The 25,590-nt window shown below is 71.2% G+C and carries 20 protein-coding genes; 8 read left to right on the forward strand and 12 right to left on the reverse strand.

Annotated features, from left to right (window positions below; genetic code table 11):
- Nucleotides 1-139: 139 nt before the first annotated feature.
- The 3 genes from ACIA73_RS36180 to ACIA73_RS36190 form a co-directional block, all read right to left on the reverse strand.
- Nucleotides 140-673 carry a hypothetical protein gene (locus tag ACIA73_RS36180; protein ID WP_399443204.1) on the reverse strand — a complete coding sequence of 178 codons (534 nt, stop codon included), beginning with the start codon at nucleotides 671-673 and terminating at the stop codon, nucleotides 140-142.
- A complete protein-coding gene (locus tag ACIA73_RS36185; RefSeq protein WP_399443205.1) occupies nucleotides 673-3,897 on the reverse strand; it encodes a M36 family metallopeptidase in 3,225 nt (1,074 codons plus the stop codon). Before ACIA73_RS36185 ends, ACIA73_RS36180 begins: the two co-directional genes overlap by 1 nt.
- Before the next feature lie 222 nt (nucleotides 3,898-4,119).
- The gene (locus ACIA73_RS36190) at nucleotides 4,120-5,790 is read right to left on the reverse strand and encodes a cytochrome bc complex cytochrome b subunit (protein ID WP_399443206.1); all 1,671 of its coding nucleotides are present in this window, start codon (nucleotides 5,788-5,790) and stop codon (nucleotides 4,120-4,122) included.
- 134 nt (nucleotides 5,791-5,924) lie between these two features.
- Between ACIA73_RS36190 and ACIA73_RS36195 the strand changes: the two genes are divergently transcribed.
- On the forward strand, nucleotides 5,925-7,112 hold the full coding sequence (locus ACIA73_RS36195) for a M20 family metallopeptidase (RefSeq protein WP_399443207.1): 1,188 nt from the start codon (nucleotides 5,925-5,927) through the stop codon (nucleotides 7,110-7,112).
- Nucleotides 7,113-7,140: 28 nt separating this feature from the next.
- Here ACIA73_RS36195 and ACIA73_RS36200 read toward each other — a convergent pair whose 3' ends face one another.
- From ACIA73_RS36200 to ACIA73_RS36210, 3 genes are read right to left on the reverse strand one after another with little or no spacing between them, the layout of a single operon-like run.
- Complete coding sequence (locus tag ACIA73_RS36200; protein ID WP_399443208.1) at nucleotides 7,141-7,950, reverse strand: ABC transporter ATP-binding protein; 810 nt, start codon at nucleotides 7,948-7,950, stop codon at nucleotides 7,141-7,143.
- Nucleotides 7,951-7,955: 5 nt separating this feature from the next.
- Nucleotides 7,956-9,110 (reverse strand): FecCD family ABC transporter permease, encoded by a 1,155-nt coding sequence (locus ACIA73_RS36205; RefSeq protein WP_399443209.1) that lies wholly within the window; start codon nucleotides 9,108-9,110, stop codon nucleotides 7,956-7,958.
- The gene (locus ACIA73_RS36210; RefSeq protein ID WP_399443210.1) at nucleotides 9,107-10,195 is read right to left on the reverse strand and encodes a FecCD family ABC transporter permease; all 1,089 of its coding nucleotides are present in this window, start codon (nucleotides 10,193-10,195) and stop codon (nucleotides 9,107-9,109) included. Before ACIA73_RS36210 ends, ACIA73_RS36205 begins: the two co-directional genes overlap by 4 nt.
- Before the next feature lie 167 nt (nucleotides 10,196-10,362).
- Here ACIA73_RS36210 and ACIA73_RS36215 point away from each other — a divergent pair, with 167 nt between their 5' ends.
- The 6 genes from ACIA73_RS36215 (at nucleotide 10,363) to ACIA73_RS36240 (ending at nucleotide 18,182) form a co-directional block, all read left to right on the forward strand.
- Entirely contained in the window at nucleotides 10,363-11,355 is a 993-nt protein-coding gene (locus ACIA73_RS36215; RefSeq protein WP_399443284.1) for an ABC transporter substrate-binding protein, read from the forward strand.
- Nucleotides 11,356-11,483: 128 nt separating this feature from the next.
- Entirely contained in the window at nucleotides 11,484-13,094 is a 1,611-nt protein-coding gene (locus ACIA73_RS36220) for a (2,3-dihydroxybenzoyl)adenylate synthase (protein WP_399443211.1), read from the forward strand.
- A gap of 67 nt (nucleotides 13,095-13,161) precedes the next feature.
- The gene (locus tag ACIA73_RS36225; protein ID WP_399443212.1) at nucleotides 13,162-13,794 is read left to right on the forward strand and encodes an isochorismatase family protein; all 633 of its coding nucleotides are present in this window, start codon (nucleotides 13,162-13,164) and stop codon (nucleotides 13,792-13,794) included.
- Nucleotides 13,795-13,798: 4 nt separating this feature from the next.
- Nucleotides 13,799-14,053 (forward strand): phosphopantetheine-binding protein, encoded by a 255-nt coding sequence (locus ACIA73_RS36230; RefSeq protein ID WP_399443213.1) that lies wholly within the window; start codon nucleotides 13,799-13,801, stop codon nucleotides 14,051-14,053.
- Nucleotides 14,050-17,982, forward strand: coding sequence for an amino acid adenylation domain-containing protein (locus ACIA73_RS36235; RefSeq protein ID WP_399443214.1), 3,933 nt, complete (start codon nucleotides 14,050-14,052; stop codon nucleotides 17,980-17,982). The genes ACIA73_RS36230 and ACIA73_RS36235 overlap by 4 nt, the downstream gene beginning before the upstream one ends.
- A complete protein-coding gene (locus ACIA73_RS36240; protein WP_399443215.1) occupies nucleotides 17,982-18,182 on the forward strand; it encodes an MbtH family NRPS accessory protein in 201 nt (66 codons plus the stop codon). Before ACIA73_RS36235 ends, ACIA73_RS36240 begins: the two co-directional genes overlap by 1 nt.
- 69 nt (nucleotides 18,183-18,251) lie before the next feature.
- Here ACIA73_RS36240 and fes read toward each other — a convergent pair whose 3' ends face one another.
- The 6 genes from fes to ACIA73_RS36270 all read right to left on the reverse strand — a co-directional run bounded on the left by fes (nucleotide 18,252) and on the right by ACIA73_RS36270 (nucleotide 24,233).
- Nucleotides 18,252-19,529 (reverse strand): enterochelin esterase, encoded by a 1,278-nt coding sequence (gene fes, locus ACIA73_RS36245; RefSeq protein WP_399443216.1) that lies wholly within the window; start codon nucleotides 19,527-19,529, stop codon nucleotides 18,252-18,254.
- A 64-nt stretch (nucleotides 19,530-19,593) separates the two neighbouring features.
- Nucleotides 19,594-20,535 carry a JmjC domain-containing protein gene (locus tag ACIA73_RS36250; protein ID WP_399443217.1) on the reverse strand — a complete coding sequence of 314 codons (942 nt, stop codon included), beginning with the start codon at nucleotides 20,533-20,535 and terminating at the stop codon, nucleotides 19,594-19,596.
- Nucleotides 20,536-20,617: 82 nt separating this feature from the next.
- Nucleotides 20,618-21,487, reverse strand: a complete 870-nt coding sequence (locus tag ACIA73_RS36255; RefSeq protein WP_399443218.1) for a JmjC domain-containing protein — start codon at nucleotides 21,485-21,487, stop codon at nucleotides 20,618-20,620.
- 131 nt (nucleotides 21,488-21,618) lie between these two features.
- Entirely contained in the window at nucleotides 21,619-21,840 is a 222-nt protein-coding gene (locus ACIA73_RS36260; RefSeq protein ID WP_399443219.1) for a hypothetical protein, read from the reverse strand.
- A gap of 213 nt (nucleotides 21,841-22,053) precedes the next feature.
- The gene (locus tag ACIA73_RS36265) at nucleotides 22,054-23,487 is read right to left on the reverse strand and encodes an MFS transporter (RefSeq protein ID WP_399443220.1); all 1,434 of its coding nucleotides are present in this window, start codon (nucleotides 23,485-23,487) and stop codon (nucleotides 22,054-22,056) included.
- 47 nt (nucleotides 23,488-23,534) lie between these two features.
- Nucleotides 23,535-24,233, reverse strand: a complete 699-nt coding sequence (locus ACIA73_RS36270; RefSeq protein ID WP_399443221.1) for a TetR/AcrR family transcriptional regulator — start codon at nucleotides 24,231-24,233, stop codon at nucleotides 23,535-23,537.
- A gap of 168 nt (nucleotides 24,234-24,401) precedes the next feature.
- Here ACIA73_RS36270 and ACIA73_RS36275 point away from each other — a divergent pair, with 168 nt between their 5' ends.
- Nucleotides 24,402-25,493, forward strand: coding sequence for a hypothetical protein (locus ACIA73_RS36275; protein WP_399443222.1), 1,092 nt, complete (start codon nucleotides 24,402-24,404; stop codon nucleotides 25,491-25,493).
- Nucleotides 25,494-25,590 lie beyond the last annotated feature (97 nt).

Here is a 25,590-nt window from a genome sequence, read left to right on the forward strand (position 1 = left end):
GCTGGAACAACTCCCACAACTCGTCCGGCACCAGCCGCTCAACGATCCCCATCATGACCCACAGAATACCGAGTCAACCAAATGAGATGACCTCTAAGCAGAATTTGGGGAGCGGGTTCACGGGTGGGATGCGGCGGGTTCAGCTCCCGGTGACCCGGAAGGTGAGCTTCAGGGCGCGTGAGCCCGGTTTCCCGGTGGCTCGCACGGTCGTGGTGCCGGGCCGGAGCGCGCGGATCTCCCATTCGAGGAAGCCGGGGTCACCCTCGTAGCCGACGGGGACCAGCAGCAGGCTCGGACCGCCGGTGGTGACTCCGTCGGCGGCGGGGCCGGTCCACCGGTACTTGCTGGAGAGCCGCAGATGGGCCGTGTCACCGACGGTCAGAGCCAGCGTGCGGCCGGTGTCTGCCTCGGTGAGGGGGCCGGAGGGGTACGGGCCGGAGGGGTGCGGCAGTGAAGCCGTGGGCGGCGTCGGGGTGCCCGGGGGCCGGGCGGGCGGCGAGGGTACGGGCCCGGTCGTCGCGCTGCCCGAGGGGGACGCGCTCACCGGCGTACTCCCGGGGGCGCTCCGGGGCGGGCTCGAACCACCCTGCCCCGCACCCGAGTTTGCGCAGCCGGTCGCCGCCACTCCCACCAGGAGGGTGGCGGCGACCGCACGTCGTGCACGTAACGTCATTACACCAACGGTACGTTGACGCAGAGCAGGATCTTCGCCTGGCGGGAGAGGTCCTTGTCGGTGGCCTTCGGGTCGAGCCGTACCTTCTCGGCGTTCTGAAGCACCGTCAGGAACGGGGTGTCCACCTTGAGATCGCCGTCGGTGTCGACCTTCGCGGCCGACTGGAACGCTCCGTGCGCGAAGTTCAGCCAGGCGGACAGGAGTTGGCGGTCCAGGGCGCGCTTCGGGTTGAACAGCGTGAGCGACAGTGCGTGCACGGCCTTGCCCTGGTCGGAGATGTCGACCTCGGACTCGGGCCCACCGAAGACCGCGCTCGCGTGCTGGACGATTTTCAGGTAGCAGTCCAGGCGCTCCTTGCCGAGCCCGGTGAGGTCGCCGGTCAGGTACTTCACGTACCAGACGTCGGCGAGCAGCGAGAGGTGCGCGTTGCCCTGCACGACGACCTTGACGCCGTCCTCGCCGGTGCCGCCGTCGTCGTCGCGGACGCCGAGCCCGAGGTCGTACACGCACGGCTTCTTGTACGCGTGCTGCTGGGTGTCGGCGATGTCGCGGGGCTGGACGCCGGGGCTGTTGGCCGGGTCCGGGTCCGGCGGGTTGACCAGGGAGGTCTCCGAGGTGTCGGGGGTCCTGTCGCCCCAGCTCCAGGTGAGGGTCTCGTCGTCGCTGCCGGGGTCGGTGACGCGCGCGGACAGGGTGTTCTCCTCGCCCGCCCTCGCCACGAGGGTCCTGCCGCCCGCGAGCTCGACGGCCTTCGACTTGTCGATGGCCGCCTTCGGGTCGACATTGGCGACGGTGATCGCGGTGCCCTCGCAGACGGTGCTGTCGTCGTCGCTGCCGCAGATCCTCACGGTGAAGGTGCCGTTGTCGCCGAAGACGACTTCCTTGGCGAAGGTGAGGGTGGCGTCGGGCCGCCCGTTCTCCAACTCCCCTTCCAGGGCAACGGGTCTGCCGTCACCGGTGTCGATGGTGGCGGTGGGCTTGTCGAGCCAGCCCGGGTCGGTGACAGTGCCGCTGACGGTGAGCCTGCCGCCCTCCTCGCGCGGTCCGGTGACGTTGACGGCGAGGACCGGCGAGACATTGGTGACCGTGACGGTCGCGGTGTCGGTGGCGGCTCCGGCCGCGTTGGAGACCTTCAGCCCGATCTCGTAGGTGCCGTCCTGGCCCACCCGGTCGAAGGCCGGGGCCGGCCCGGTCGCGTCGTCGTAGGCACCGTCGCCGTCGAAGTCCCAGGCGTACGTGGCGCCGCCCCCGGGCGTGGTGCTGCCGCCCGCGTTCAGCTGGACGTCCGCCCCCTCCTTGGTGGTGTAGGGGCCACCCGCGTCCGCGGTCGGTTTGCAGGTCGCCGGGAGGTCGGTCGCCGGGGTGCCCTGGTCCTGCGCGGACGACGTGGCGCCGGCGCCCATCCCCCGCTTGGCGAAGGCGCCCCACAGCAGGCACTGGTTGGCGCCGCCGTGGTTCGCCCGGTCGGCGGCGAGGATGCCGTCGCGGGCGTCGAGGAAGTCGGGCTTCGACGGGGTCATCTTCATGCCGTCGACCATCAGCTGCTCGTGAGCCTGCTTGCCGCCGGCCTCACCGTGCGCGCCGACCAGGGCGGTGCGGGTCTCCCACATGGTGGCGGCCCAGATCTCGCCGTCGCGGTGCACCTGGCAGCCGCCCTCGCAGAGGTTGGCGTACGTGAGCGGGCTGGCGTTGTAGGCGTAGCGGCGGATGCCCGAGGGCTTGCCGTTGCTGTACTCGCCGTAGACCGGGTCGCTCCACATCGAGGTGGCGATGGCGTCGCCCCAGCCTTCGCCGAGACCGCCGGCCTGGGCGCCGGAGCCCAGGTTGCCGCCGCCGACCAGGCGGTGGGACAGGCCGTGGCTGTACTCGTGGGCGACGGTGTCGCCGTTCATGGCGCGGTGGGTGTTGAAGTTGTTGCAGGAGGTCCGGCCGACGAACATCCGCATGGTCGGGTTCTGACCCTCCGGCGGCGTGCCGAAGTTGGCGTTGCAGGCGCTGGAGCCGGAGGCGTTGTAGTCGACGTACATCTGCACCCGGTCGCTGCCCTGGCCGCCCTTGCCGAAGTTGTCCTCCTGGAAGTTGCCGGACGCCTCGTCGAAGCCGAGCTCGTAGAGGAAGTCGTGCATCCGGTTCGCGTAGTAGAACCCCTGAGTGACGACCGCGTCCCGGTCCGTGGTGAGGTCCGTGCCGCCGCTGTTGCGGAAGGCGTCGGTGAAGGTGTAGTCGAAGTGCTGGTAGGCGGGGTCCGGGGCGGCGGGTGTCTGCGGCTGGTAGCCCAGCGCGTCCTTGCCGTCGAGGTTCTGCGAGGTCTGGACGTTGTTGCCGGTGGTGGTGCGGGCCTCGGCCCAGGAGTGGCCGACGCCGCTGAAGGGGACGGTCTGCTGGCTGCCGACGGAGGCGTTCTGGCCGGTGAAGACCTTGCCCTCGGGGCCTTCGTTGCTGGTCAGGTCGGTACGCAGCAGGACGCGCCCGTCCGCGGCGTCGACGACGCTCTCGTAGATGTGTCCGTTGTCGGCGGTGAGCGAGGTCTGCCAGGCGGTGCGCGTGGTGCCGTCGGCGAGCGGGAAGAGGACCTGCTCGGCGCGGGCGTCGGCGGGCACGGTCCCGGTGCCGACGGCTGCGGCGGCCTTGTCGAGTGCGCCGGTACGGTTCACCGTCGCCGCGCCGCCCGTCTGCACGCCGGGTACGAGGCTGCCGGTGGCGGTGATGATCCGGCCCTGCCTGTCGACGGCGACGGCGAGCCTGCCGCCGTACACGAGCGCGCCGCCCGCGCGCTGTCCGACGAAGACGTGCTCCACCCCGTTGTGCACGGTGCGGTACGACTTGGTGACCTCAAGTCCCCCCAGATCGGCGGCAGTCAGCCCGTACAGCTCGGCGTTCTCCCGTACGTAGTCCAGTGCGACCGTGCGCGGGGAAGCGGCGTCGGCCTTGGTGAGCGTGGCGCCCTTGCCCTGCGGGGTGACCAGTCGCGGCGTACCGAAGCCGCCCCAGCGGACGGCGGCCCCGTCCAGTTCCCTGGCCGCTTCGAACTGGGCGGCGGTGGGTGCGCGGCGCGCTTCGCCCCGTACGTCCACGTCCGGGTACGGAGGGGCCTGCTCGGGATGTTCCCCGGCGGCGGCTCGCGCGGGCGCCTGCTGCGAGGGCGCCGCGCCGGAAGGGGCGGGCGCGGCGGTGGCCGTCGCTGCCAGTGCCGTCGCGGGCAGCGCCGCGAGTATCGCTCCCACGAGTACGGTCCGGGTTCTTCGTGCTCTGCCTCTGCGTGCGCGTGCGGAAAGCAACTGTCTCCCCCTGCTCACTGGTTCACTCGGGACACAACCCGGAACAAGCTACGTGAGCATGACAATGGCGGAAAGGGTCCGTGGGGCGGGGGTGGCCGAAACGCGCACCCCCGCCCCACGGACCCTTCTTCCACAGTGAACTGACGTTTGGTCAGCACTGACGGTCACTCAGTGCTGCCGGTCCCCACTGTGCTCGTGGGAGTCGCCCGAGTGCAGCGCCCGGTACTCCTCCGCGGTCGGCTTGGGCACATGCGTCCCCGGCCCGTACATCGCCCTGGCCAGCCTGGCCCGCAGCCGGTCGGAGCGCTTGATCGTCCGGCGCACCCCGTTCGCGTCGACCTCGCGTCCGACCTCGAACGGCACGGGCTGCTCGTGCGAGGTCAGCTTGTGCAGCTCGGCCTGCGAGAGCGGGGTGTGCACCTCTACGTACTCACCGTGCGGCAGCCGTTTGAGGGTGCCGCTCTCACGGCCGTGCAACGCCATTTCGCTGTCCCTGAGTTGCAGCCCCTGACAGATCCGCCGGGTGATCACGAAGGCGAGCACCGGGCCGACGAAGGCGGCGATGCGCACGAACCAGGTGATGACGTTGATCGACAAGTGGAAGTGGGTGGCCCACAGGTCGTTGCCGCCGCCGATCAGCATCACCCCGTACAGCGTCAGCCAGGCGACGCCCAGTGCGGTCCTGGTGGGCGCGTTGCGCGGGCGCTGCGCGATGTGGTGCTCGCGTTTGTCCCCGGTGACCCAGGCCTCGATGAACGGATAGACCCCGATCGCCAGCATGATCATCGGGAACAGGCTGAAGGGGATGAAGACACCGAGTTGGAGGGTGTGCCCCCAGGCGTTGATCTCCCAGCTGGGCATCACCCGGATCAGCCCCTCGGAGAAGCCGAGGTACCAGTCGGGTTGAGCGCCGGTGGAGACCAGGTCGGGCCGGTAGGGGCCGATCGCCCACACCGGGTTGATGGCGAAGGCCGCCGAGATGACGGCGATGACGCCGAAGACCAGGAAGAAGAAGCCGCCCGCCTTGGCGACGTAGACGGGCAGGAAGGGTGCGCCGACGACGTTCTTCTCGGTCCTTCCGGGGCCCGCGAACTGGGTGTGCTTGTGGTAGAAGACCAGGATCAGGTGGGCGACGACCAGGCCCAGCATGATCCCCGGCAACAGCAGGATGTGGATCGGATAGAGCCTGGCGATGATGTCCTCGCCCGGGAACTCGCCGCCGAACAGGAAGAACGCCAGATACGTCCCCACCACCGGCACCGACAGGATCGCCCCGTGCGCGAACCGCAGTCCGGTCCCGGAGAGCAGGTCGTCGGGGAGCGAGTAGCCGGTGAGCCCGGTGATCAGCCCCAGGAACAGCAGGGTCCAGCCGAACATCCAGTTGAGCTCGCGCGGCTTGCGGAACGCCCCGGTGAAGAACACCCGCATCATGTGCACCAGCATCGCCGCGACGAAGATCAGCGCGGCCCAGTGGTGGATCTGCCGGATCAGCAGCCCGCCCCGCACCTCGAAGCTGATGTCGAGGGTGGACTCGAACGCGCGGGTCATCCGGACGCCGTTCAGCGGGACGTACTCGCCGTGATAGACGACCTCCGCGCTGCTGGGCTCGAAGAAGAGGGTGAGGTAGATGCCGGTGAGGATGATGATCAGAAAGCTGTAGAGGCAGATCTCGCCGAACATGAAGGACCAGTGGTCCGGGAAGATCTTGCGGATATTGGCCTTTGCCAGCGGATACAGCCCCAGCCGGCCGTCTGCCCAGTCGGCCAGCTTCTCGCCCTTGCCGGGCGGTGCGGCCCGAAGACCGTTGCCCTGGGCACGTCCGTCGTCCGGCTCGCTCATACGACCCCCTCATACGGACCTTCAGAGTAGGCGCGTCGCCATACGGATCCAACAAGCTTGACGAAGCAGGGAGTTGATATGTGACGTGCCGACCGCAGGACGTCCTGCGCCCCAGAGCTGTCCCGGTGCCCCGTATGGTGGCAGGTACCCCACAAAGCTCATGGTCAGGAGGACAACAGGTGTCGGAGCGCAGGAACGGCCGCGAGCTGAAGACCGCCATTCGGGCCCGGACGGACGCCCTGCGGGAAGAACTCCTCGCGCTCAGCCGCCGCATCCACGCCCACCCCGAGACGGCCTTCCAGGAGTTCCGGGCCGCCGCCTGGTGCGTGGACGTACTGCGCGAGCACGGCTTCACCGTCGCCGCACCCGCGTACGGCCTGACGACGGCCTTCGAAGCGTCCCTCGGCTCCGGGCCCACCACCGTCGCGCTGGCCTGCGAGTACGACTCGCTGCCCGGGATGGGGCATGCCTGCGGACACAATCTGATCGCGGCGGCCGGGGTGGGCGCGGCGCTGGCGCTGGCTCCCTACGTCGATGAACTCGGTCTGACGGTACGGGTGTTGGGCACTCCGGCCGAGGAGAGCGGCGCCGGGAAGGCACTGCTGCTGGACGCGGGGGCGTTCGACGGGGTGGACGCGGCGATGATGATCCATCCGTGCCCGTTCGAGGTGGCGGACTTCCGGTCGTTCGCGATGGGATCCCTGGACGTCACGTACACGGGGAAGTCGGCGCACGCGGCGATGAATCCGCAGGACGGGCGGAACGCGGCCGACGCGCTGACCGTGGCTCAGGTGGCGCTGGGGCTGCTGCGGCAGCAGTTGCCCGGGGAGTGGAAGGTGCACGGTATCGCCGTCGAGGCGGGCACCGCGCTCAATGCCATCCCGGAGCGGGCGCGGGCCGCGTACGCCCTGCGGACCCCCTCGGTGGAGGAGCTGCGGGAACTGCGTGAGCGGGTGGAGAACTGTTTCAGGGCGGGTGCGCTCGCCACCGGCTGCGAGGTCGACCTCGTACAGCCGTCGCCGGACTATCTGGACTTCCGCTCCGATCCGGAACTGGTCGCCCTCTGGACCGCGAACGCCCGCGAACTGGGCAGGCCCGAACCGCAGTTGCGCGGCCCCTTCGCATCGACCGACATGGGCAATGTGTCGCACGTGGTGCCGTCGATCCACCCGGTGCTCGACATCGGCAGTGGTACGAGTGGCCCGCACCAGCCGGAGTTCACGGCCGCGGCCGCCACCCCGGCCGCCGAGCAGGCGATGCTGGAGGGGGCGGTGGGGCTGGCGTGGACGGCGGCGGACTTCGCTCTCGGCCGGAAGGGCTGACGCGGGATCAGCGGGGGCTCGCGCGAGGTCAGCCGGCGGGGCTGACCGCGGGTTCCCGTACGGGGGTCGGGGCTGTGGGTACGACGACGGGGGAACCGTCGCCCGGGGCCTGGAGGATGTCGGCGTCGACGCCGTACAACTCCTTGACCAGGGCGGCGGTGACCACCTCGCGGGCGGGGCCCTGGGCGACGATGCGGCCCTCGTTCATGGCGACGACGGTGTCGGCGTAGCGGGCGGCGCTGGCCAGGTCGTGGAGGACCATGACGACGGTGCGGCCCGCTGCCGCGACCTCCCGGACCAGGGAGAGCACTTCGACGGCGTGGCCGAGGTCGAGGGCGCTCGTCGGCTCGTCGAGGAGGACGATCGGGGTTTCCTGCGCGAGCACCATGGCCAGCCAGCAGCGCTGGCGCTGGCCGCCGGAGAGCTGGTCGAGACGGCGTTCGGCGAGGGCGGTGGTGCCGGTGGCGTCCAGGGCGGCGCGTACCGCGGCCTCGTCCTCGCGGGACCACTGCCGGAACAGGCCCTGGTGGGGGTGGCGGCCGTACCGTACGAGACCTGCGACGGTGACCGCCTCGGGGGCCTGCGGGGACTGGGCGAGCAGGGCGATCCGGTGGGCGGCCCGGCGCTGGGTGAGCTGCCAGACGTCGGCGTCCCCGGCGCGTACGGTGCCCGATTCGGGCTTGTGGAGGCGGGCGACGGCGCGCAACAGGGTTGACTTGCCACAGCCGTTGGGGCCGACGATGGCGACGACCTGCCCGCTGGGGACGGTGAGGTCGACGCCGTCGACGACGGGGTGGCCGGGGTATCCGGCGGTGAGGGCCTCTACGGTCAGTTCCACGGGGGTCAGGCCTTTCCGGTCCGGCTGGACTTGGAGGGGGAGGCGGACTTCGAGGGTCCGGCTGGTTGCGCCGAGGGCTTCTTGCCGAAGAGGACCCAGAGCAGGAAGGGCCCGCCGAGCACGCTGGTGACGACACCGACCGGGATCTCCACGGGGGCGATGACCCGGCCCAGTGCGTCCGCGCCCGCGACCAGGGCCGCGCCGACCAGCGCGGAGCCGACCACGGGGATCCGGGTGGGGCCGCTGAGGCGGGCGGCCAGTACCGGTGCGGCGAGGGCGACGAAGGCGATCGGCCCGCCGATGCCGACGGCGATGCCGGAGAGGGCGACCGCGAGCAGGAGGGTGATCGCGCGCACCCGGGAGACGTTGACGCCGAGGGTGGCGGCCATGTCGTCGTCGAAGCGCAGGAGTTGCAGGCGGCTGCCCGCGATCAGGGCCAGGGGTACGAGGACCAGGAGGAGCTGCGAGAGCGGCGTACCGACGCCCCAGTCACGTCCGTTGAGCGACCCGACGGTCCAGAGGAAGACGCCGCCCGCCGTGTTGTCGTTCTCGCGGGACATCACCAGGTCGGTGACGGCGCCGATGACGGTGGAGACGCCGATGCCGACGACCAGGATGCGGTAGCCGCCGCGTCCCGCTCCGCCCGCGCACGCGACGACGACCATGGCGGCGGCCGCCGCGCCGAGCGGGCCCAGCCACCAGTCGCCGATCATGCCGGTGGAGGAACCGACGACGGAGGCGACCACGGCCGCGGTGGCGCCGTCGTTGACGCCGATGACATCGGGGGTGGCGAGCCGGTTTCCGGCCAGGGTCTGGGTGAGGCAGCCCGCGATGCCGAGGGCGGCGCCGACCATGAGGCCGACGGCGATGCGCGGCAGCCGGAAGTCCTGGACGAGCATCACGGTCGCGTAGTCACCGGTTCCGAGCAGCCCGGCCACGGTGTCGGAGAAGCTCATCCCGGTGGAGCTCGCGAAGGCGGCGAGCGCCACGATCCCGCCGATGAGCACCGTCAGCCCGACGGCCGCGAGGGCGCTGCGGTACGGGAAGAGCCAGGAGAAGGCGCCGAGACGGATGGTGGTGGAGTCGGGCGGAGTGAGGGAGGTGGCCTTGGTGACACCTGTCGCGTCCGTCGTCTCCGGAGTGCTCCGATACGTCGTCACGCGCTCGCCCCCGCCGTGGACATCCGCCGCGAGCGGGCGATCCAGATCAGCAACGGCCCCCCGATGAAGGCCAGCAGCACACTCACCGGCGTCTCCCAGGGCCGGATCACCACCCGCGCCAGCAGGTCCGCCGCAATCATCGCGACCCCTCCGACCAGCCCGGACAGCACCAACTGCCCCGCCATCCGAGGTCCGGTGACCGCTCGCGCCGCATAGGGTGCGAGCAGCCCGAGGAAGGCGATCGGCCCGGCCAGCGCCACCGCCGCGCCCGCCAGCAAGGTCACCGACACCGCGACGATCAGCCGGATCCGCCCCGGGTGATGCCCCAGCGAACGTGCGCTGTCGTCACCGAGTGCGAGCGCCGAGAGCGGACGTACACAGGCGAAGGCGATCAGCAGCCCGACCGCGATCAACGGGATCAGCGGGTAGATGTCCTTGGTCTCGATCCCCGCCAGGGAGCCGATCGTCCAGTAGCGGTAGGTGTCGAACGTCGACTGGGTCCCGAGCAGGACGTAGGAGGTCGCTCCGTGGAAGGTCGCCCCGAGCGCACTGCCCGCGAGCACCAGCCGCAGCGGCGATCCGGCCGCCCGCCCGGAAGCCGCCAGCAGGAGTACGACCGCGCTGGCGGCCATCCCGCCGACCAGGGCCCACACCAGGACTCCGTACGCCGAAGTCACCTGGAAGTACGTGAGACCGATCACCACGCCCAGTGCCGCACCGGAGTTGACTCCGAGCAGTCCGGTCTCGGCCAGCGGGTTGCGGGTGACGGCCTGGAGGAGGCAGCCGGCGGCGCCGAGGGCGATGCCGACCAGGAGTCCGGCGAGGGTGCGCGGCATCCGTACGTCCATGACCGCCAGCCGCATCTGCGCGTCCGCGCGGGCGGCCGGGTCTCCGGTGAGGAACCCCCAGGCCCGCGCCATCGGGTTCGAGCCCGAGCCGATCAGCAGCGACAGCACGCACAGCCCCGCCAGAAGCAGGACCAGGGCGGCGGCCGCCAGAAGCGTGGGGCGATGGAACCTCGCCGAACCCGGTATGGGGGGTTCGGATCCGGACTCCCGGACCCGCCCCTCTTGCGCAACCAACATGAAGTTAGCCTAACCTAACTACGACGTGGAGCCCCTGGCCGGGGCATCGCGAACTCCCTGCTGCCGCAGGACCAGTTCAAGATGCTCCCACTCGGGGTGAGTCACCCCGTATGTCCGGTTTTCTGGCCGGTCATCATTTCGCCTTCACCAGCATGGAGATCACGGACATGTCCTCGAACCTCACCCCGCGCACCCGGCTGACCGCGGTGGCAGCCCTCACCCTCGCCTCCGCTCTCACGCTCTCCGCCTGCGGTTCGGACGACTCCGGCGCCAAGGGCTCGGACGCCGCGGGCAAGGCCAAGAACGCGGGATCCCAGGTCTCCGTCACCGACGCGACCGGCGCCGAGGTGAAGGTTCCCGCCGCCCCCAAGAACGTCGTCGCCCTGAGCGAGATGGACCTGGACTCCGCGCTCGCCCTCAAGGTGAAGCCGGTCGGCATCTCCGCGGGCCGGGGCCAGAAGGGCGCCCCCGGCTACCTCGCCGACCAGGCGAAGGGCATACCGGTCGTCGGCGCGGTGACCGGACCCGACATCGAGAAGGTCATTCAGGCCAAGCCGGACGTCATTCTGGCCGGTCAGCTCGCCGACAAGCAGGTCCTGGCGCAGCTGGCGAAGATCGCGCCGACCGTTGTCACCATCGACAAGAAGAAGGACTGGAAGAAGTCCTTCGAGCTGACCGCGAAGGTGCTCGGCAAGTCCAACGAGGCCGCCGAGTTCCTCAAGGGGTACGACGCCAAGGTCACCGAGACCAAGGCGGCGCTCGGCGCGAACGCGGGCAAGAACGTGTCGGTGGCGCGTTACTCGGCCAAGGGCACCGCGGTCATGCAGCAGGGCGTGTTCATCTCGGACGTCGTGGGGGAGCTCGGCCTCAAGCGTCCCGGCATCCAGAACGAGAAGGGCCAGGGCCACTCGACGCCGCTCAGCGACGAGGACCTGAAGCAGATCGACGCCGACTGGCTGTTCATCGGCACGCTGACGTCCCAGGGCAAGGACGCCAAGCTCTTCACCGAGCTGAAGGCCAAGCCCGCGTACAAGCAGCTCGACGCGGTGAAGAACAACCACGTCACCGAGATCGACGGCTCCAAGTGGACCAGCCTGGGCGGCGCACAGGCCGCGGTCTCCGTCCTGGACGACATCAAGAAGGCCATGTCCTCCAAGTAGGCCCCTCGCCCCACAGCCCCCACACACACCCGCCCCCGCCCCCGCCCCCGCACAACGTCGCCCACCGGGGCCGGACCACCCGCCCAGGTCCGGCCCCCCACCCCACCCCAACCCCGCCAAGGACCCCCGTGCTGCCCGACGCCCCCACCTGGCCCGCCGACCTAGCCGCCCAGTACCGCGCCGCCGGCTACTGGAACGGCGAAACCTTCGGCGAGATGCTCCGCACCCGAGCCGAGTCCCACCCCGACCGCGTCGCGATATCCGACGGCGACCGCCACTGGACGTACGCCGAACTGGACGCTCGCGCAGCGGAGTTGGCCACGGGCTTCGCCGCCCGCGGTATCACCGGGGGCGACCGCGTGGTCGTCCAGCTCCCCAATGTCGCGGAGTTCTTCGAGGTCGTCTTCGCCCTCTTCCGCCTCGGCGCACTCCCGGTGTTCGCCCTCCCCGCGCACCGCGAGACCGAGATCCGCTACTTCTGCGAGTTCACCGAGGCCGTCGCCTATGTCATCCCCGACAAGGCCGCCGGTTTCGACCACCGCGCCCTTGCCTCCAAGGTCCGCGCGGAAGTCCCCACCCTCCGCGAGGTGTTCGTCGTCGGCGACCCGGGCGAGCACACCGCCCTCACCGACGTACCGCTCCCCGCAACGGAGTTGGACGGCCCGGCCCCCTCGGACCTCGCCTTCCTCCAGCTCTCCGGCGGCAGCACCGGCGTCCCCAAGCTGATCCCGCGCACCCACGACGACTACATCTACTCGCTCTGGGGCTCCAACGACCTCTGCGGTGTGACCTCCGACTCCGTCTATCTGGTCGCCCTCCCCGCGGCCCACAACTTCCCGCTCTCCTCCCCCGGTTCGCTCGGCATCCTCTACGCGGGCGGCCGGGTGGTCATGTGCCCGCAGCCCGACCCGGACACCGCGTTCCCGATCATCGAGCGCGAACGCGTCACGATCACCGGCATCGTCCCGCCGCTCGCCCTGGTCTGGACCGAGTCCGGCGCCACCACCTCGTACGACCTCTCCAGCCTGGAGGTGCTCCTCGTCGGCGGCGCCAAGTTCAGCGAGGCCGCGGCCCGCCGGGTCGGCCCGGCGCTCGGCTGCACCCTCCAGCAGGTCTTCGGCATGGCGGAGGGGCTGGTCAACTACACGCGCCTGGACGACGATCCGGAGACGATCGTCACCACCCAGGGCCGCCCGATCTCCGACGCCGACGAGATACGCATCGTCGACGACGAGGACAACGCCGTCCCGGAGGGCGAGGCCGGTCACCTGCTGACCCGTGGCCCGTACACCATCCGTGGCTACTGGCGGGCGCCCGACCACAACGCCCGGTCGTTCACCGCCGACGGCTTCTACCGCACGGGCGACATCGTGCGCCGCACCCCCACCGGCCACCTGGTCGTCGAGGGCCGGGCGAAGGACCAGATCAACCGGGGCGGCGAGAAGATCGCCCCCGAGGAGATCGAGAACATCATCCTCGGCCACCCCGCCGTGCACGACTGCTCACTGGTCGCCGTCCCGGACGAGTACCTGGGCGAACGGACCCTGGCGTACGTCATCCTGCGCACCGGCGCCGAGCCGCCGAAGTCCCTCGCGATCAAGAAGTTCGTACGGGACAAGGGGCTCGCGGCGTACAAGGTCCCGGACCGCGTCGAGTTCGTGACGGCGTTCCCGCAGACCGGCATCGGCAAGATCAGCAAGAAGGACCAGCGGTCGATCGCGGTCTCTCCGGGGCACTGAGAGCCTGCCGTCCCGCACCCATTCCCACCGCACACGCGTCACCCCGCTCTACGAAAGGCCCTCCCCCATGGCCCTGCCCGCCGTCGCCCCGTACTCCATGCCCACCCCCAACGAGCTGCCGGAGAACCGGGTTTCCTGGACCGTCGACCCCGAGCGCGCGGTACTGCTCGTGCACGACCTGCAGAACCACTTCCTGACGGCGTACACCGAGGGCACCTCGCCGACCACCGAACTCCTTGAGAACGTCGGCCAGTTGGCGAAGGCGGCCCGCGCCGCCGGGATCCCGGTGCTGTACTCCGCCCAGCCCGGCGGCCAGTCCCCCGCCGAGCGCGGTCTGCAGCAGGACTTCTGGGGTTCCGGCCTGCCGGACGACGAGCACGCGAAGGCGATCGCCGGCCCGGTCGCCCCGGAGCCCGGTGACACCGTCATCACCAAGTGGAAGTACAGCGCGTACGTCCGCACCGATCTGGAACAGCGGATGCGCGAGGCGGGCCGGGACCAGATCGTGGTGGTCGGTGTGTATGCGCACATCGGGGTACTGATGACGGCGTGCGACGCGTGGATGCGCGATGTGCAGGCGTTCGTGGTGGCCGACGCGGTGGCCGACTTCTCCCGCGAGGACCACGACATGGCGCTGAAGTACGCGGCCGGCCGGTGCGCGGTCGTCACCACCACCGACACCGTCCTGAAGGGGATCTGAGGACATGAGCGACAACGACACGACGGCCACCCCTCTCACCGTCGAGCTGATACGCGCCGATGTGGCGGACGTCCTCGGCGAGGACCCCCAGGACATACCCGTCGACGAGAACCTGGTCGACTACGGCCTGGACTCGATGCGGATCATGGCCCTGCTGGAACGCTGGCGCCGCGACCACGGCACCACCGCCTCCTTCGTCGACCTGGCCGAGCAGCCCGCCATCGAGGCCTGGGCACCGCTCCTGGGGGCAGCCTCATGACGGCCCCGACGGCGCCCGCGCCGACCGCCATGCAGCCCCTGAAGCTGACCGCGGCCCAGATGGGCATGTGGTTCGCGCAGGCGCTCGACCCGAGCAGCCCGGCGCAGAACACCGCCGAGTGCCTGGAGATCCACGGCCCGATCGACCCGGAGGTCTTCGCCCGGACGCTCCGTCAGGTCGTGGACGAGGCCGACGCCTTGCGCGTGCGCATCGTCGAGGCCGCCGAAGGACCGCTGCAGTTGGGGATCGACAATCTGCGACTGCCTTTGCACACCGCAGACTTGCGTACGTCCGCCAACCCCTTCGCGGAGGCGCGCGAGTGGATGGACACCGACCTCGCCACCCCGTTCGACCTGGCGGACGGCCCGCTGTTCGCGCACGCCCTGTTCCGGGTGGGGGACGAGCGCTGGCTGTGGTACCAGCGGGTGCACCACGCGGTGATGGACGGCTTCGGCTATTCGCTGCTGGCCCGCCGCACCGCCGAGGTGTACACCGCGCTCGCCGCGGGCGAGACGCCCGCGGACAGCCCTTTCGGGCGGCTGGCGGACCTGGTCGAGGAGGACGCCGGCTACCGGGCGTCGGAGACGTACGACAAGGACCGCCGCTACTGGGACGGCGCCTTCGCCGACCGGCCCGAGGTCGCGAATCTCGCCGGGCGCACCGCGCTGCCGTCGCGCACCTTCCACCGGCGCACCGCCCACCTCTCCCCGACGGCCACCGACCAGCTGCGCGAGGTGGCGTCGTCGATCCGGGCGACCTGGCCGGAGGTGCTGATCGCCGCGCAGGCGCTGTACCTGTCGCGCGCCACCCACTCCCAGGAGGTCGTGCTCGGCCTGCCGATGATGGGGCGGATGGGCTCGGTGGCGCTGCGCGTCCCCGGCATGGTGATGAACGTGCTGCCGTTGCGGCTCACCGTCACCCCCTCGGCGACCTTCGCCGAGCTGACCCGTCAGGTGGTGCTGGGCATTCGTGCCGCGCGCCGCCACCAGCGTTACCGGTACGAGGACATCCGCCGCGATCTGGGTCTGCTCGGCGAGGGCCGTTCGCTGGTCGGACCGCTGATCAATGTGATGCCGTTCGACTACGCGCTGACCTTCGCGGGCGCCCGTACCGAGGCCCACAACCTCTCGGCGGGCCCGGTCGACGACCTCACGGTCAATGTCTACGACCGCACCGACGGCAGCGGTCTGCGCATCGACTACGACGGCAATCCGGCGCTCTACGGCGCCGACGAACTCGCCCTCCACCAGTCCCGCTTCCTGGAGCTCCTGGAGCGCGTCGCACACGCCGGACCGCACACCCCGCTGGCCGCGCACACCATCGCCCGCGAGGCCGAACTCGCCCTGGTTCTGGATGAGTTCAACGCCACCGACCGCGAGATACCCGTCACCACCCTGCTCGCTCCGATCGAGGAGCAGGCCGCCCGCACCCCGGACGCCACCGCCCTCGTCTTCGGCGACGAGTCCCTGACGTACGCGGAGCTCAACACCCGCGCCAATCAACTCGCCCACCACCTGATCGAGCTGGGTGTACGTCCGGGCGCGGTGGCCGCAGTCGCCGTGCCCCGCTCCCTCGACCTGGTGATCTCCCTGATCGCCGTGCTCAAGGCGGGCGGCGCCTATCTGCCGCTCGACCCGGACTACCCGTCGGACCGGCTCTCCTACATGCTGGCCGACGCCGAACCGGCCTGCGTCCTGGCCGACCGGGCCGACCGCGTCCCGGCCTCCGGCATCCCCCTGGTCGCCCTGGACCAGCTCGACACCACGGCGCGCCCGACCACCGACCCGGTCCCCGCGCTCACTCCGCAGCACCCCGCCTACGTCATCTACACCTCGGGCTCGACCGGCCGCCCCAAGGGCGTGGTCGTCCCGCACGCGGCGATCGACAACCGTCTCCGCTGGATGCAGGCCGCGTACCAACTCGACTCCACCGACCGGGTGTTGCAGAAGACCCCCTCGGGATTCGACGTCTCCGTCTGGGAGTTCTTCTGGGCGCTGCGCGAGGGCGCCACCCTGGTCGTCGCCGAGCCCGGCGGCCACAAGGATCCCGCCTATCTGGCCCGGGTCGTCCGCGAGCAGGCCATCACCGCATGCCACTTCGTGCCCTCGATGCTCCAGGTGTTCCTGACGGAGCCCGCCGCCGCGTCCTGCACCGGGCTGCGCCATGTCTTCTGCAGCGGTGAGGGGCTGCCCCGCGAGACGGTCCGCGAGTTCGGCCGGGTGCTGGGCGGCGTCGTACCGCTGCACAACCTCTACGGTCCGACGGAGGCGGCCGTCGATGTGACGTACCACCCGTGCGACCTCGACGCCACGGGACCGGTCCCGATCGGACGGCCGGTCTGGAACACCCGGCTGTACGTCCTGGACGCGGCCCTCCAGCCGTGCCCGCCCGGCGTTCCCGGCGAACTCTTCCTGGCGGGCGCACAGTTGGCGGACGGCTACCTCGGCCGCCCCGCCCTCACCGCGTCCCGCTTCGTCGCCGACCCGTACGGTTTCCCCGGTACTCAGATGTACCGCACGGGCGACCTGGCACGCTGGAGGGCCGACGGCGGGATCGAGTACCTGGGCCGTACCGACCACCAGGTCAAGCTGCGCGGCCAGCGCATCGAACTCGGCGAGATCGAGGCCGAGTTGGCGCAGGACCCGGCGGTCGGCGCGGTCGGCGTACTGGTCCGCGAGGACCGTCCCGGCGACCAGCGGCTGGTCGGCTACGTCACCCCCGCCCCCGGTGGGTCCGTCGACCCCGACGCCCTGCGCGCCCGACTCGCCCGTACCCTCCCCGAGCACATGGTGCCCGGCGTGATCGTCGTCCTCGGCGCACTCCCGCTCAGCCCCAACGGCAAGCTGGACCGCCGCGCCCTGCCCGTCCCCGCCCTCACCGGCACCGCCGACACCGGCCGGGCCCCGTCCGGCCACCGGGAGGAAACCCTTGCCCGGCTCTTCGCCGACATTCTCGGGGTGCCCCGGGTCGGCGTCGACGACGCGTTCTTCGACCTCGGCGGTACGTCGCTGCTCGCGGCCCGTCTGGTCGCCCGGGTCCGCGACACCCTCGGCGCCGAACTGACCATCGGCACCCTGTTCCAGGCCCAGACCCCGTCCACCCTCGCCGCCCGTCTCGACGCCGGCGACCACGGCGCGGACCACGCCCTGGACCTGCTCCTCCCGCTGCGTGCCACCGGCGGGCGCAACCCTCTCTTCGCCTTCCACCCGGCGGGCGGCATCAGCTGGTGCTACTCGGGGCTGCTCTCGCGCCTCGACACCGACCAGCCGTTGTACGGCCTCCAGGCGCGCGGCCTGTCCGGTGACCCGGCGGCCCAGCTCCCCTCCACCATGGAGGAGATGGCCGCCGAGTACATCGAGCAGATGCGCACCGTGCGCCCGCACGGCCCGTACCGGCTGCTCGGCTGGTCGGTGGGCGGAGTGCTCGCGCACACCGTCGCCGTACAGCTCCAAGAGGCGGGCGAGGAGGTTGAGTTGCTCGCACTGCTCGACGCCTACCCGTCCGACCAGTGGCGGGACTCGGCGATCCCCGCCGAGACGGACGCCCTCACGGCCCTGCTCCGTATGGCCGGCTACGACCGCACCGACGAGCTGACCCGTGAGGACGTGCTCGCCACCCTGCACCGCGAGGGCAGCGCCCTGGCCGGCCTCCCCGACCGCACTCTGTCCGCCGTGGTGGACATCGTGGTGAACAACGCGCGCCTGATGCGGGCCCACCAGCACCGCCGCTTCGAGGGCGACATGCTGTTCTTCACCGCGGCCGCCCCCCGCTTCGAGGACTGGCTGACACCGGACGCCTGGGCCCCGTACCTCTCCGGCAGCCTCACCAACCGCGATCTCGACTGCCTGCACCCGGAGTTGACCCAGCCGGGCCCGCTCGACGAGATCTGCACGGCACTCGCCGCCCACCTGAAGGAGCTGGACCACTGATGCTGCCGCAGTCCCCCTTCGACGCCCCCGGCTCAGGACCGGAAGCAGCCGCCGAGCCAACCCACCTGGTACTCCGCAACTCCGCGGGCGCCCACTCGCTCTGGCCGGTCTTCCGCGAGATCCCCCAGGGCTGGGAATCCGTGTACGGCCCGGCCGCGCACGGGAGTTGCGTGGCGCACTTGCAGGAGTCACCCGCATAGGGCGAAGGGGCCGCTCCCGGTGGGGGCGGCCCCTTCGTCGAGGATGTACGTCGGATCGGCCGGGAGCGATTACGCGGAAACCCCGCCGCCCCCGGCTCCGCCCAGCAACTCCACCAGCCCGTCCGCCAGTTCGGTCCGCCAGCACAGATAGTCGTGGCCGCCGTTGTACTCCCGGTACGCGGCGTCCGCGTATCCCTTGTGCTCCAGCACCTTTCGCAGGCGCCGGGCCGCGGGGAGCGCCACCCACTCCTGCTCGCCGACAGACAGCCAGAACCGCACCGGCAGCCGCTCGGCCGCCTCGATCCGCCCGGTGAGCCACTCGGAGCTTTCCAGGTCGGGCCCGTCAGGCCACCAGAAGGACCCCGACTGTGCCAGTACGCAACCGAAGCGGTGGGGCGCCTGCACGGCGGCGTAGGCGGCGGTGAGACCGCCCAGGCTCTGGCCCGCGACCACGGTCCTGGCCGGGTCCGCGGTGAGCGGGAGCCGTTCTCCGGCCCACGGCAGCAGCTCCGTCTCCAGGAACCCGACGAACCTTTCGTTGCAGGCGAGTTCGGCCCATCGCACGTCCGATCCGAGCGACTCCGGCAGCAGTGCGATCAGCGGTGGGATGCGCCCGTCGGCGATCAGGTTGTCGAGCAGCGTCGCCACTTCCAGTCCCGGCTGCCACATCTCCCCGTCCATCAGCACCAGCACGGGCAGGTCCCGGCCGCCGCCCGGCGGCTCGTACACATGCACCTGGCGTTCGTTGCCGAGCAGCTCGCTGGGTACGGTGTGCGCGCTGACGCTCCCGCGCGCGATACCCTCGCGGCGCTGCCATTCAGGGCCTTGCGGCGCCTCGGGGAGTTCGACGCAGGCGACCGGGTCGCCACCCCAACGCCTTTGCAGGACGCGTGAGTTGAGTGGGTCGCTGACTTGCTTGCCTCGCAGCCACGCCCAGTAACCCGCGCTCCCTGCGGGAGGGCCGTCGCCCTCGTCCACGCAGAAGCCGTAGGTGGCCCGCCAGTCCGCCCGCATCCGGATCGACCAGTGCCAGATGTCGGTGCCCGTCACCCGTTCCATCAGATTGCGGCCCAGATCGCGCGGGTCGACGACCTTGTTCGGCATGACGAGCACGGCGCGGGTCGCCGCACTCCCCCGCCACAGGAAGGTCACCACGCGGTACGCCGGGTCACCGCCCGGATCCGGCTCGACGAGGGGTCCGCCGCCGGCCCGCCGTACCGCACCCCAGAAGTCGCCCCCGGCCACGGCGCCCGCCACCCACGCGCTGTCCGCACGCTCCACGGGCTCCGGCCTGGCGATACGGGGCGGCCGACGGGTGGTCCCGGCGGGTGGGGCGGGCAGCGGCATGGGGGGCCTCCAGCGGCTTGCGTCGGCGATCGGTGACCCGCCGCGTCATCGGATAAGGCTCACCTTACTTGGGTGCCGCCGTCCGTCCTGAGGCCCCCCGCACCAGCTCAGCGAGGGTGTCCCCGGGGCCGGGCCGCGCCCACTGGGGTCGCATGACGTCCCGCGCCAGCTCCACCAGTTCCTCGGGGGTGACGTCGTCAAGGGTGCGGGCGAAGGCGTCGATCAGGTCGGTGGCCGTGGCGAGCAGGGCTTCGTCGCTGTTGGGCCGGGCGGGCAGCTCCCCGCCCTCCGCCGCGAGCAGCGCCTGCGTCAGGGCGTACAGCTGGGCGGCCCCCGCCTCACGCACGGTGAGCGACAGATGCACGGACGGCCCGTCGGCCACGGCGGTCGCCGCGTGCGCGAATCCTCGCGGTACGTACAGCACCTCGCCCGGCTTCAGCACGGTGTCCAGCAGCGGAGCCCCCGGATCGCGGTCCTCGCGCTCGGGCTGCCAGTTGCCGTCGGTGGGGCCGCCGTACACCTGCCAGTGCTTCTCCCCGTGCAGTTGTACGGCCAGTACGTCCGCGTCGTCGCGGTGCACGGGCCGCCCCCGGGTGCCCGGCGGCGTGAGGAAGCAGAACGCCTCCACCTGTCGCCCGAACCGTTCGGCCAGCCCTTCGCCGAGCTCACGCACCCCCGCGTGCCACTGGTCGACGTAACGCAGCAGCAGGGTGGCCCGCTCGTCGCGGATCAGGCGCCGGACGGCCGTGGCGTCGACGTATCCGTCGGCGATCTCGCCGAGGACGAGGCGCGGAGAGCAGAAGCGTCCCGCCGGTACGGTGTCGTTCTCGTGGACGAGTTGGGCGTACGGGGCGGTGAGCAGCCCGGCGTCGAGGATGTGATCCAGTTCGGCGACGGTCAGGACGTCGAGCGGCGGGTGGTCGGGGCGGAGTACGGCGGGCGCCTTCCGCCAGTGGCGGGCGAAGAAGGTCTCCTCGTCGCGCACACAGCGTGCGAGCCAGTCCATGGTGGGTTTTCGGGTCCTCTCGGGGCTTCGGGGAGTGGTGTCGTTCTCAGGCGCGCGAAGCGGCTGCCGATCGCGTGCGTTCTCAGGCGGTCGGACGGCTGCTGAACGCGTGCGGGCGGGCGCTTGCGACCAGTTCGCGCGGGTCGACCGCCGCGAGTCGCTCCCGGAGGTGGCCGAGGAGGTCGGACGCGGTGGCGTGCAGGGCCGGGTCGTCGAGGGGGCGGCCGGGCAGCACCAGTCCCTCCGTGATCCGCTCGAAGAGCTTCTGCCGCAGGTGGTCGGTGCCCGCCTCGCGGATGACGACCGTCAGGTGGGAGGAGGGCTCGTCGCCGACCGCGGCGGCCGTGTGCGCGAACCCCCTTGGTACGTAGAGGACTTCACCGGTGCGCAGCACGGTGTCCAGGAGCACGGGCCCCGGCTCTTCGGCCCGTACCGGCTCCCAGTGGCCGTCGGCGGGGCCTGCGTACACCTGCCAGTGCTTGGCACCGCCGAGCTGAATGGCGAGCAGATCGCCGTCGTCACGGTGGACGGGGCCGCGTCTGCCCGGCTGCGAGAAGAAGTGGAAGGCCTCGACCAGCCGCCCGAATCGCGTCGCGAAGTCATCTGTCAGCGAACGGACTTGGGGCTGCCACTGATGGAGGTAGCGCAGTTGCAGGGTGGCGCGCTCGTCGCGGATCAGACCGCGGACCGCTGTCGCGTCCACGTATCCGTCCATCGGCTTCCCGGTGACCACCCGTCGCGGGCAGAACCGCTCGTCGGGGATCTGCCCGTGTGCGGTGTAGAGCCCGGCGTAGGGAACCCTCAGCAGCCCGGCGTCGAGGACGGTATCGAGGTCTGCCGCGGTGAACACCTCCAGCGGAGGATCTTCCGGCCGCAGCACCACCGGCGCCTTCCGCCAGTACGAGCTGAGCAACGCGTCCGCATCGGGCACGCACCGTCCGAACCAGTCCATGGTCCGCCCTCCCTTGTCGTTGTGCGCTGGTCCGTCGTTCTTCGCCCTGCCCCCCACCCAGGGCGGAGGGGCTCACGGCGCCGCCCGCCGGCCACTGCGCGAGCCCCTCCTCGTCACCGGCCCCGAAAGGGCTAGATGACGTCCGGGTAGCAGTCCCCGCAGCCCGCCACGACGCTCTGCTGCGCCAAGGGCCCGGCCGGCTGGGCGGCGGCGGACGGCACGAACAGCGCCCCACCGACGACGGCCGCGGCGGCCACGGAGAGCGCGGCCCGCTGGGAGACGAGGGTGCGGCGGGCGGTGGGGGCCTGCGTGGTAAGGGCCTGGGCGGCGGTCACCTGCGGGGAAATGCGCATGGGAACTCCCTTGGTACGGGTGCGAGTTGGAACCCCGGATCCGGGGCCCGCACCCATGATCAGCACCGTTTCCGGAGGCCAGGACTCCCCATGACGTGATCCATACGGCGTACCTCCGGTATTGACGCCTCCGCTACGCCCGAGGGCCCGACGCGGGTCCAGCACCGGGCCCAGCGCGGGGATTTGCGGGGGCCCTCCGTCAGGCGGCGGCCGTCATTCCGGCCTCGCGGTGCGCACCGGAAACCTGCCGCGCACCTTTCCCTCCGGCGGTCCGCCCGCCGTGCCGCCGGGCACCAGGAGGAGCGCGCCGAGGGCGAGCAGTCCGGCGACGGCTCCGCACCAGGCGATGATGGAGCCGATGGCCGTGGCGCCCGGGCCCGGCCCGGTGTGGGTGCCGAGCAGGGACTGGGTGACGGCCAGGCCGAAGGCGCCGCCGATCTGTTTGCTGAGGGCGGAGCCCGCGGTGGCGGTGCCCATGTCCGAGCGCTCGACCGCGTTCTGGGTGGCGAGGGTGAGCCCGCCCATGGCGGGGCCGGAGCCCAGCCCCACGAGCAGCAGCCACCCGGCGGTCAGGGCCGGTGGTGTCGCGGCGCCGAGGACGGCGAAGGCGGTGGTGCCGAGGGTGAGCAGCCCGGTGCCGGCCAGCAGTACCGGCCGGGTGCGTCCGGTGCGCAGGACGGCCACGGCGGTGAGCCGGTTGCCGAGGGTCATGCCGATGAGCAGCGGGAGGATCAACAGTCCGGAGACGGTGGCCGAGTCTCCGCGTACGAACTGGAAGTACAACGGCAGCAGGATCCCCACCGGCAGCGCCGCGACCTGGATGAAGAACCCGGCGGACAGCAGCGCGGCGTACGAACGGTTGCCGAACAGCCCCATCGGCAGCACCGGCACGGCGGCCTTTCGCTCCACCGGGACGAGGAGCGCGAGCAGCGCCGCCCCACCCAGGAGGCAGCCCAGCACGGCGGGTTCCGTCCAGGCCGGCGTGCGGCCGTCGACCGAACTGCCCTTGACACTGAAGGCGGTGAGGACCAGCGAGAGTCCCGCGGCGAGCAGCAGGATGCCTGCGCTGTCCAGCCGTCCGGTGGGCCCGGCGGCGGGCTTGCGGTCGGGGAGGAGGCGGATGAGGACGGCGAGGGCCGCCAGTCCGAGCGGGAGGTTGATCCAGAACGCCCAGCGCCAGCCGGCGTGGTCGGCGAGCAGTCCGCCGATCAGTGGTCCGCCCACCAGGCCAACGATCATGATCGTGGCCATCAGCGTCTGGAGGCGGACCAGGGCCTCCGTGCGGGACGGCGGGTGCAGGTCGCGGACGAGCGCCATGCCGAGGGTGAGCAGGGCTCCGGCGCCCAGGCCCTGTACGGCGCGCGCGGCGATCAGCAGTTCCATGGACCCGGCCAGCCCGCAGAGCAGTGAGCCCATGAGGAAGACGGAGACGCCGCCGAGCAGCAGCCGACGGCGGCCGTAGAGGTCGGAGAACCGGCCGTAGACCGGCACGCTCACCGAGGAGGTGAGCAGATACACGGTGACCAGCCAGACGTACCGGGAGTCGTCACCGCCCACCTGCTCGACGATGCGCGGCAGGGCGGTACCGACGACGGTGCCGTCGAGCATGGCCAGGAAGACACAGCCGAGCAGGGCATAGGTGATCAACTTACTGTGCTGCGGCGCGAGTTGGCCGTACGGATCTAACGCGCCCATCACCTCGCCCCGCCCTTCCGGCTCTTTGGTGCCGCCCTTTCCGGTGCCGCGCCCCCGGGTGTCGCGACGGCCCCGTGCAGGAAGAGGTCCACCAGTTCGTCGGTGGTCAACGGCTCGGGGGCGCCGGACCGCCCGGCCGCCATCAACAGCATCTGGAAGGCATCGGCGAGCCGCTCCGGCGCCAGCCGCAGCTCCTGCCCATCCGGTGCGAACAGAGCGGCCAGCGCGGCACGCGGCGCGGCCAGCCCTGCTTCGCGGTCGGGCAGCCGTCCGCCCTTCTCAGCCTCCGGGAGGCCTGCTTTCGCGAGGCCCGCCTGCGGAAGCTCGGGACGCCTCGACCTGCCGACGGAGGCCAGCGCTCCGGCGACGTCCCCGATGCGGTTCATATGGCCGCGCAGCACCTCGGCCGCCTCGATGAGCCGCGCGGCCAGCGGCTGGTCCAGCTCGATCGCCGCGAGATGGGCGACGGTGTCCTCGGGCCGGAGCGCCTCGGCCATACAAGCGGCGAGCAGCGCGTCCTTGTCGTCGAAGACCCGGAAGATCGTTCCTTCTCCGATGCCCGCGGCCCGGGCGATCTTCGCGGTGGTGACGGCGGCACCGTACTCGACGACGAGGGGCAGGGCCGCAGCGACGATCATCGCGCGGCGCTGGTCGGGATCCATGGCGGGCGCACGGCGCCTCGCGGAGGGCTCAGTCATACGCGTACAGTACGGAGTGAGCACTCACTCCGTCAATGCCCACTCCCGGAGGCACCGCTCCAACTGCCCTTCCCGTCAAGACGGTTGCGTCCCCTGCGAGGGGGAGGCGGTCCGCTCCCGGATGGCCGACACTGGGGGTCGGGAGTCGGGAGGCGTCGGGGGATGCGGATGAGGGCACTCGTGGTCGGGGTGGAGTCGTACGAGGCGGGGTCGGCCTGGCAGCTCGACGGGCCGGTGCGTGACGCCCTCGGCTACGTGGACTGGCTGCGGGGGTACGGTGTGCCGCCCCAGTCGGTGACCCTCCTGCTGTCCCCGCTGGACCGCAACCGGCGGCTCGCGGACAGCTGCGGGCTGGACCACCGGCCCGCCGACCGGGACACCGTGCACAAGGTGCTGACCAGAGAACTCGCGGAAGAGCGCAGCGACTGGCTGTTCGTGGCCTGGTCCGGGCACGGCCTCATCGACGCGGAACGCAACCGCCGGCTGCTGTTCGCGGACGCCGGGCCGAAGGACCTGCGCTGCCTGGACATGGACGCGGCCCTCGCCCTGTACCGGTCCGACGGCGCACCGGGCCATCCCCGTCAGCTCTGGCTGGTCGACGCCTGCCAGACCCATGCGGACCCGGCCACGACAACCGGAATACTGCGCCCCGACCCCCTTCCTCACTTCACCCCCCGCCAACAGGCCGACCAGCACGTGCTGTTCGCCTGCGGGCCCGGCCAGAGCGCCCGGGGCGCACTGCGCACCAGCGAGTTCAGTTCCGAGGCGATACGGCTGCTGCGCGAGCACCCCGACTGGTCCCGCACTCCCCGGCCACTGGCCGATGCCCTGCGGGACAGGTTCGGGTCCACCACGTCGCTCTGGTTCGACGGCGGCGGGGAGGCGCTCCGGACCTCCGGCCGGGCCCCCGCCCCCGCACCCCGGCCGAAGCCTGTGCGAATGGCGGAGGCACGGCGGCAGCTCGCACTCTCCGACCGCCGGCGATTGCTCGACGCACTGACGGCGTTGGAAGTGATGCGCCAACCCACCTCACGAGGCCGAATAATTGGCCTACTTCCTCAACAGATGGCTGGAAATGTCGCGCGCTCCGAGGTGATGCGCCTGGAAATCCTGGGGCTCATCGAAACGTGCTTGTCATTTCGGGAGGGATTGACGCATTTGTGGGATGCGATCTCCCTGGTCGACCCCGGGACCATGGAGCTCGGCGAGCTGCTGGAGATCTTCCGGGAATATCCGGACTGGTTTACTCCGCCACAGTGAAGAATGAATTGATGTTTCATGATTCAGCCATCCGGGGCACGTCGGGCAACCCAGGCTGACCGGTTGACTATGTTTCCAGTGGCCCGTGGGTAGGACA

This window comes from Streptomyces sp. NPDC051561 (assembly GCF_044454195.1).
Taxonomy (GTDB): domain Bacteria; phylum Actinomycetota; class Actinomycetes; order Streptomycetales; family Streptomycetaceae; genus Streptomyces.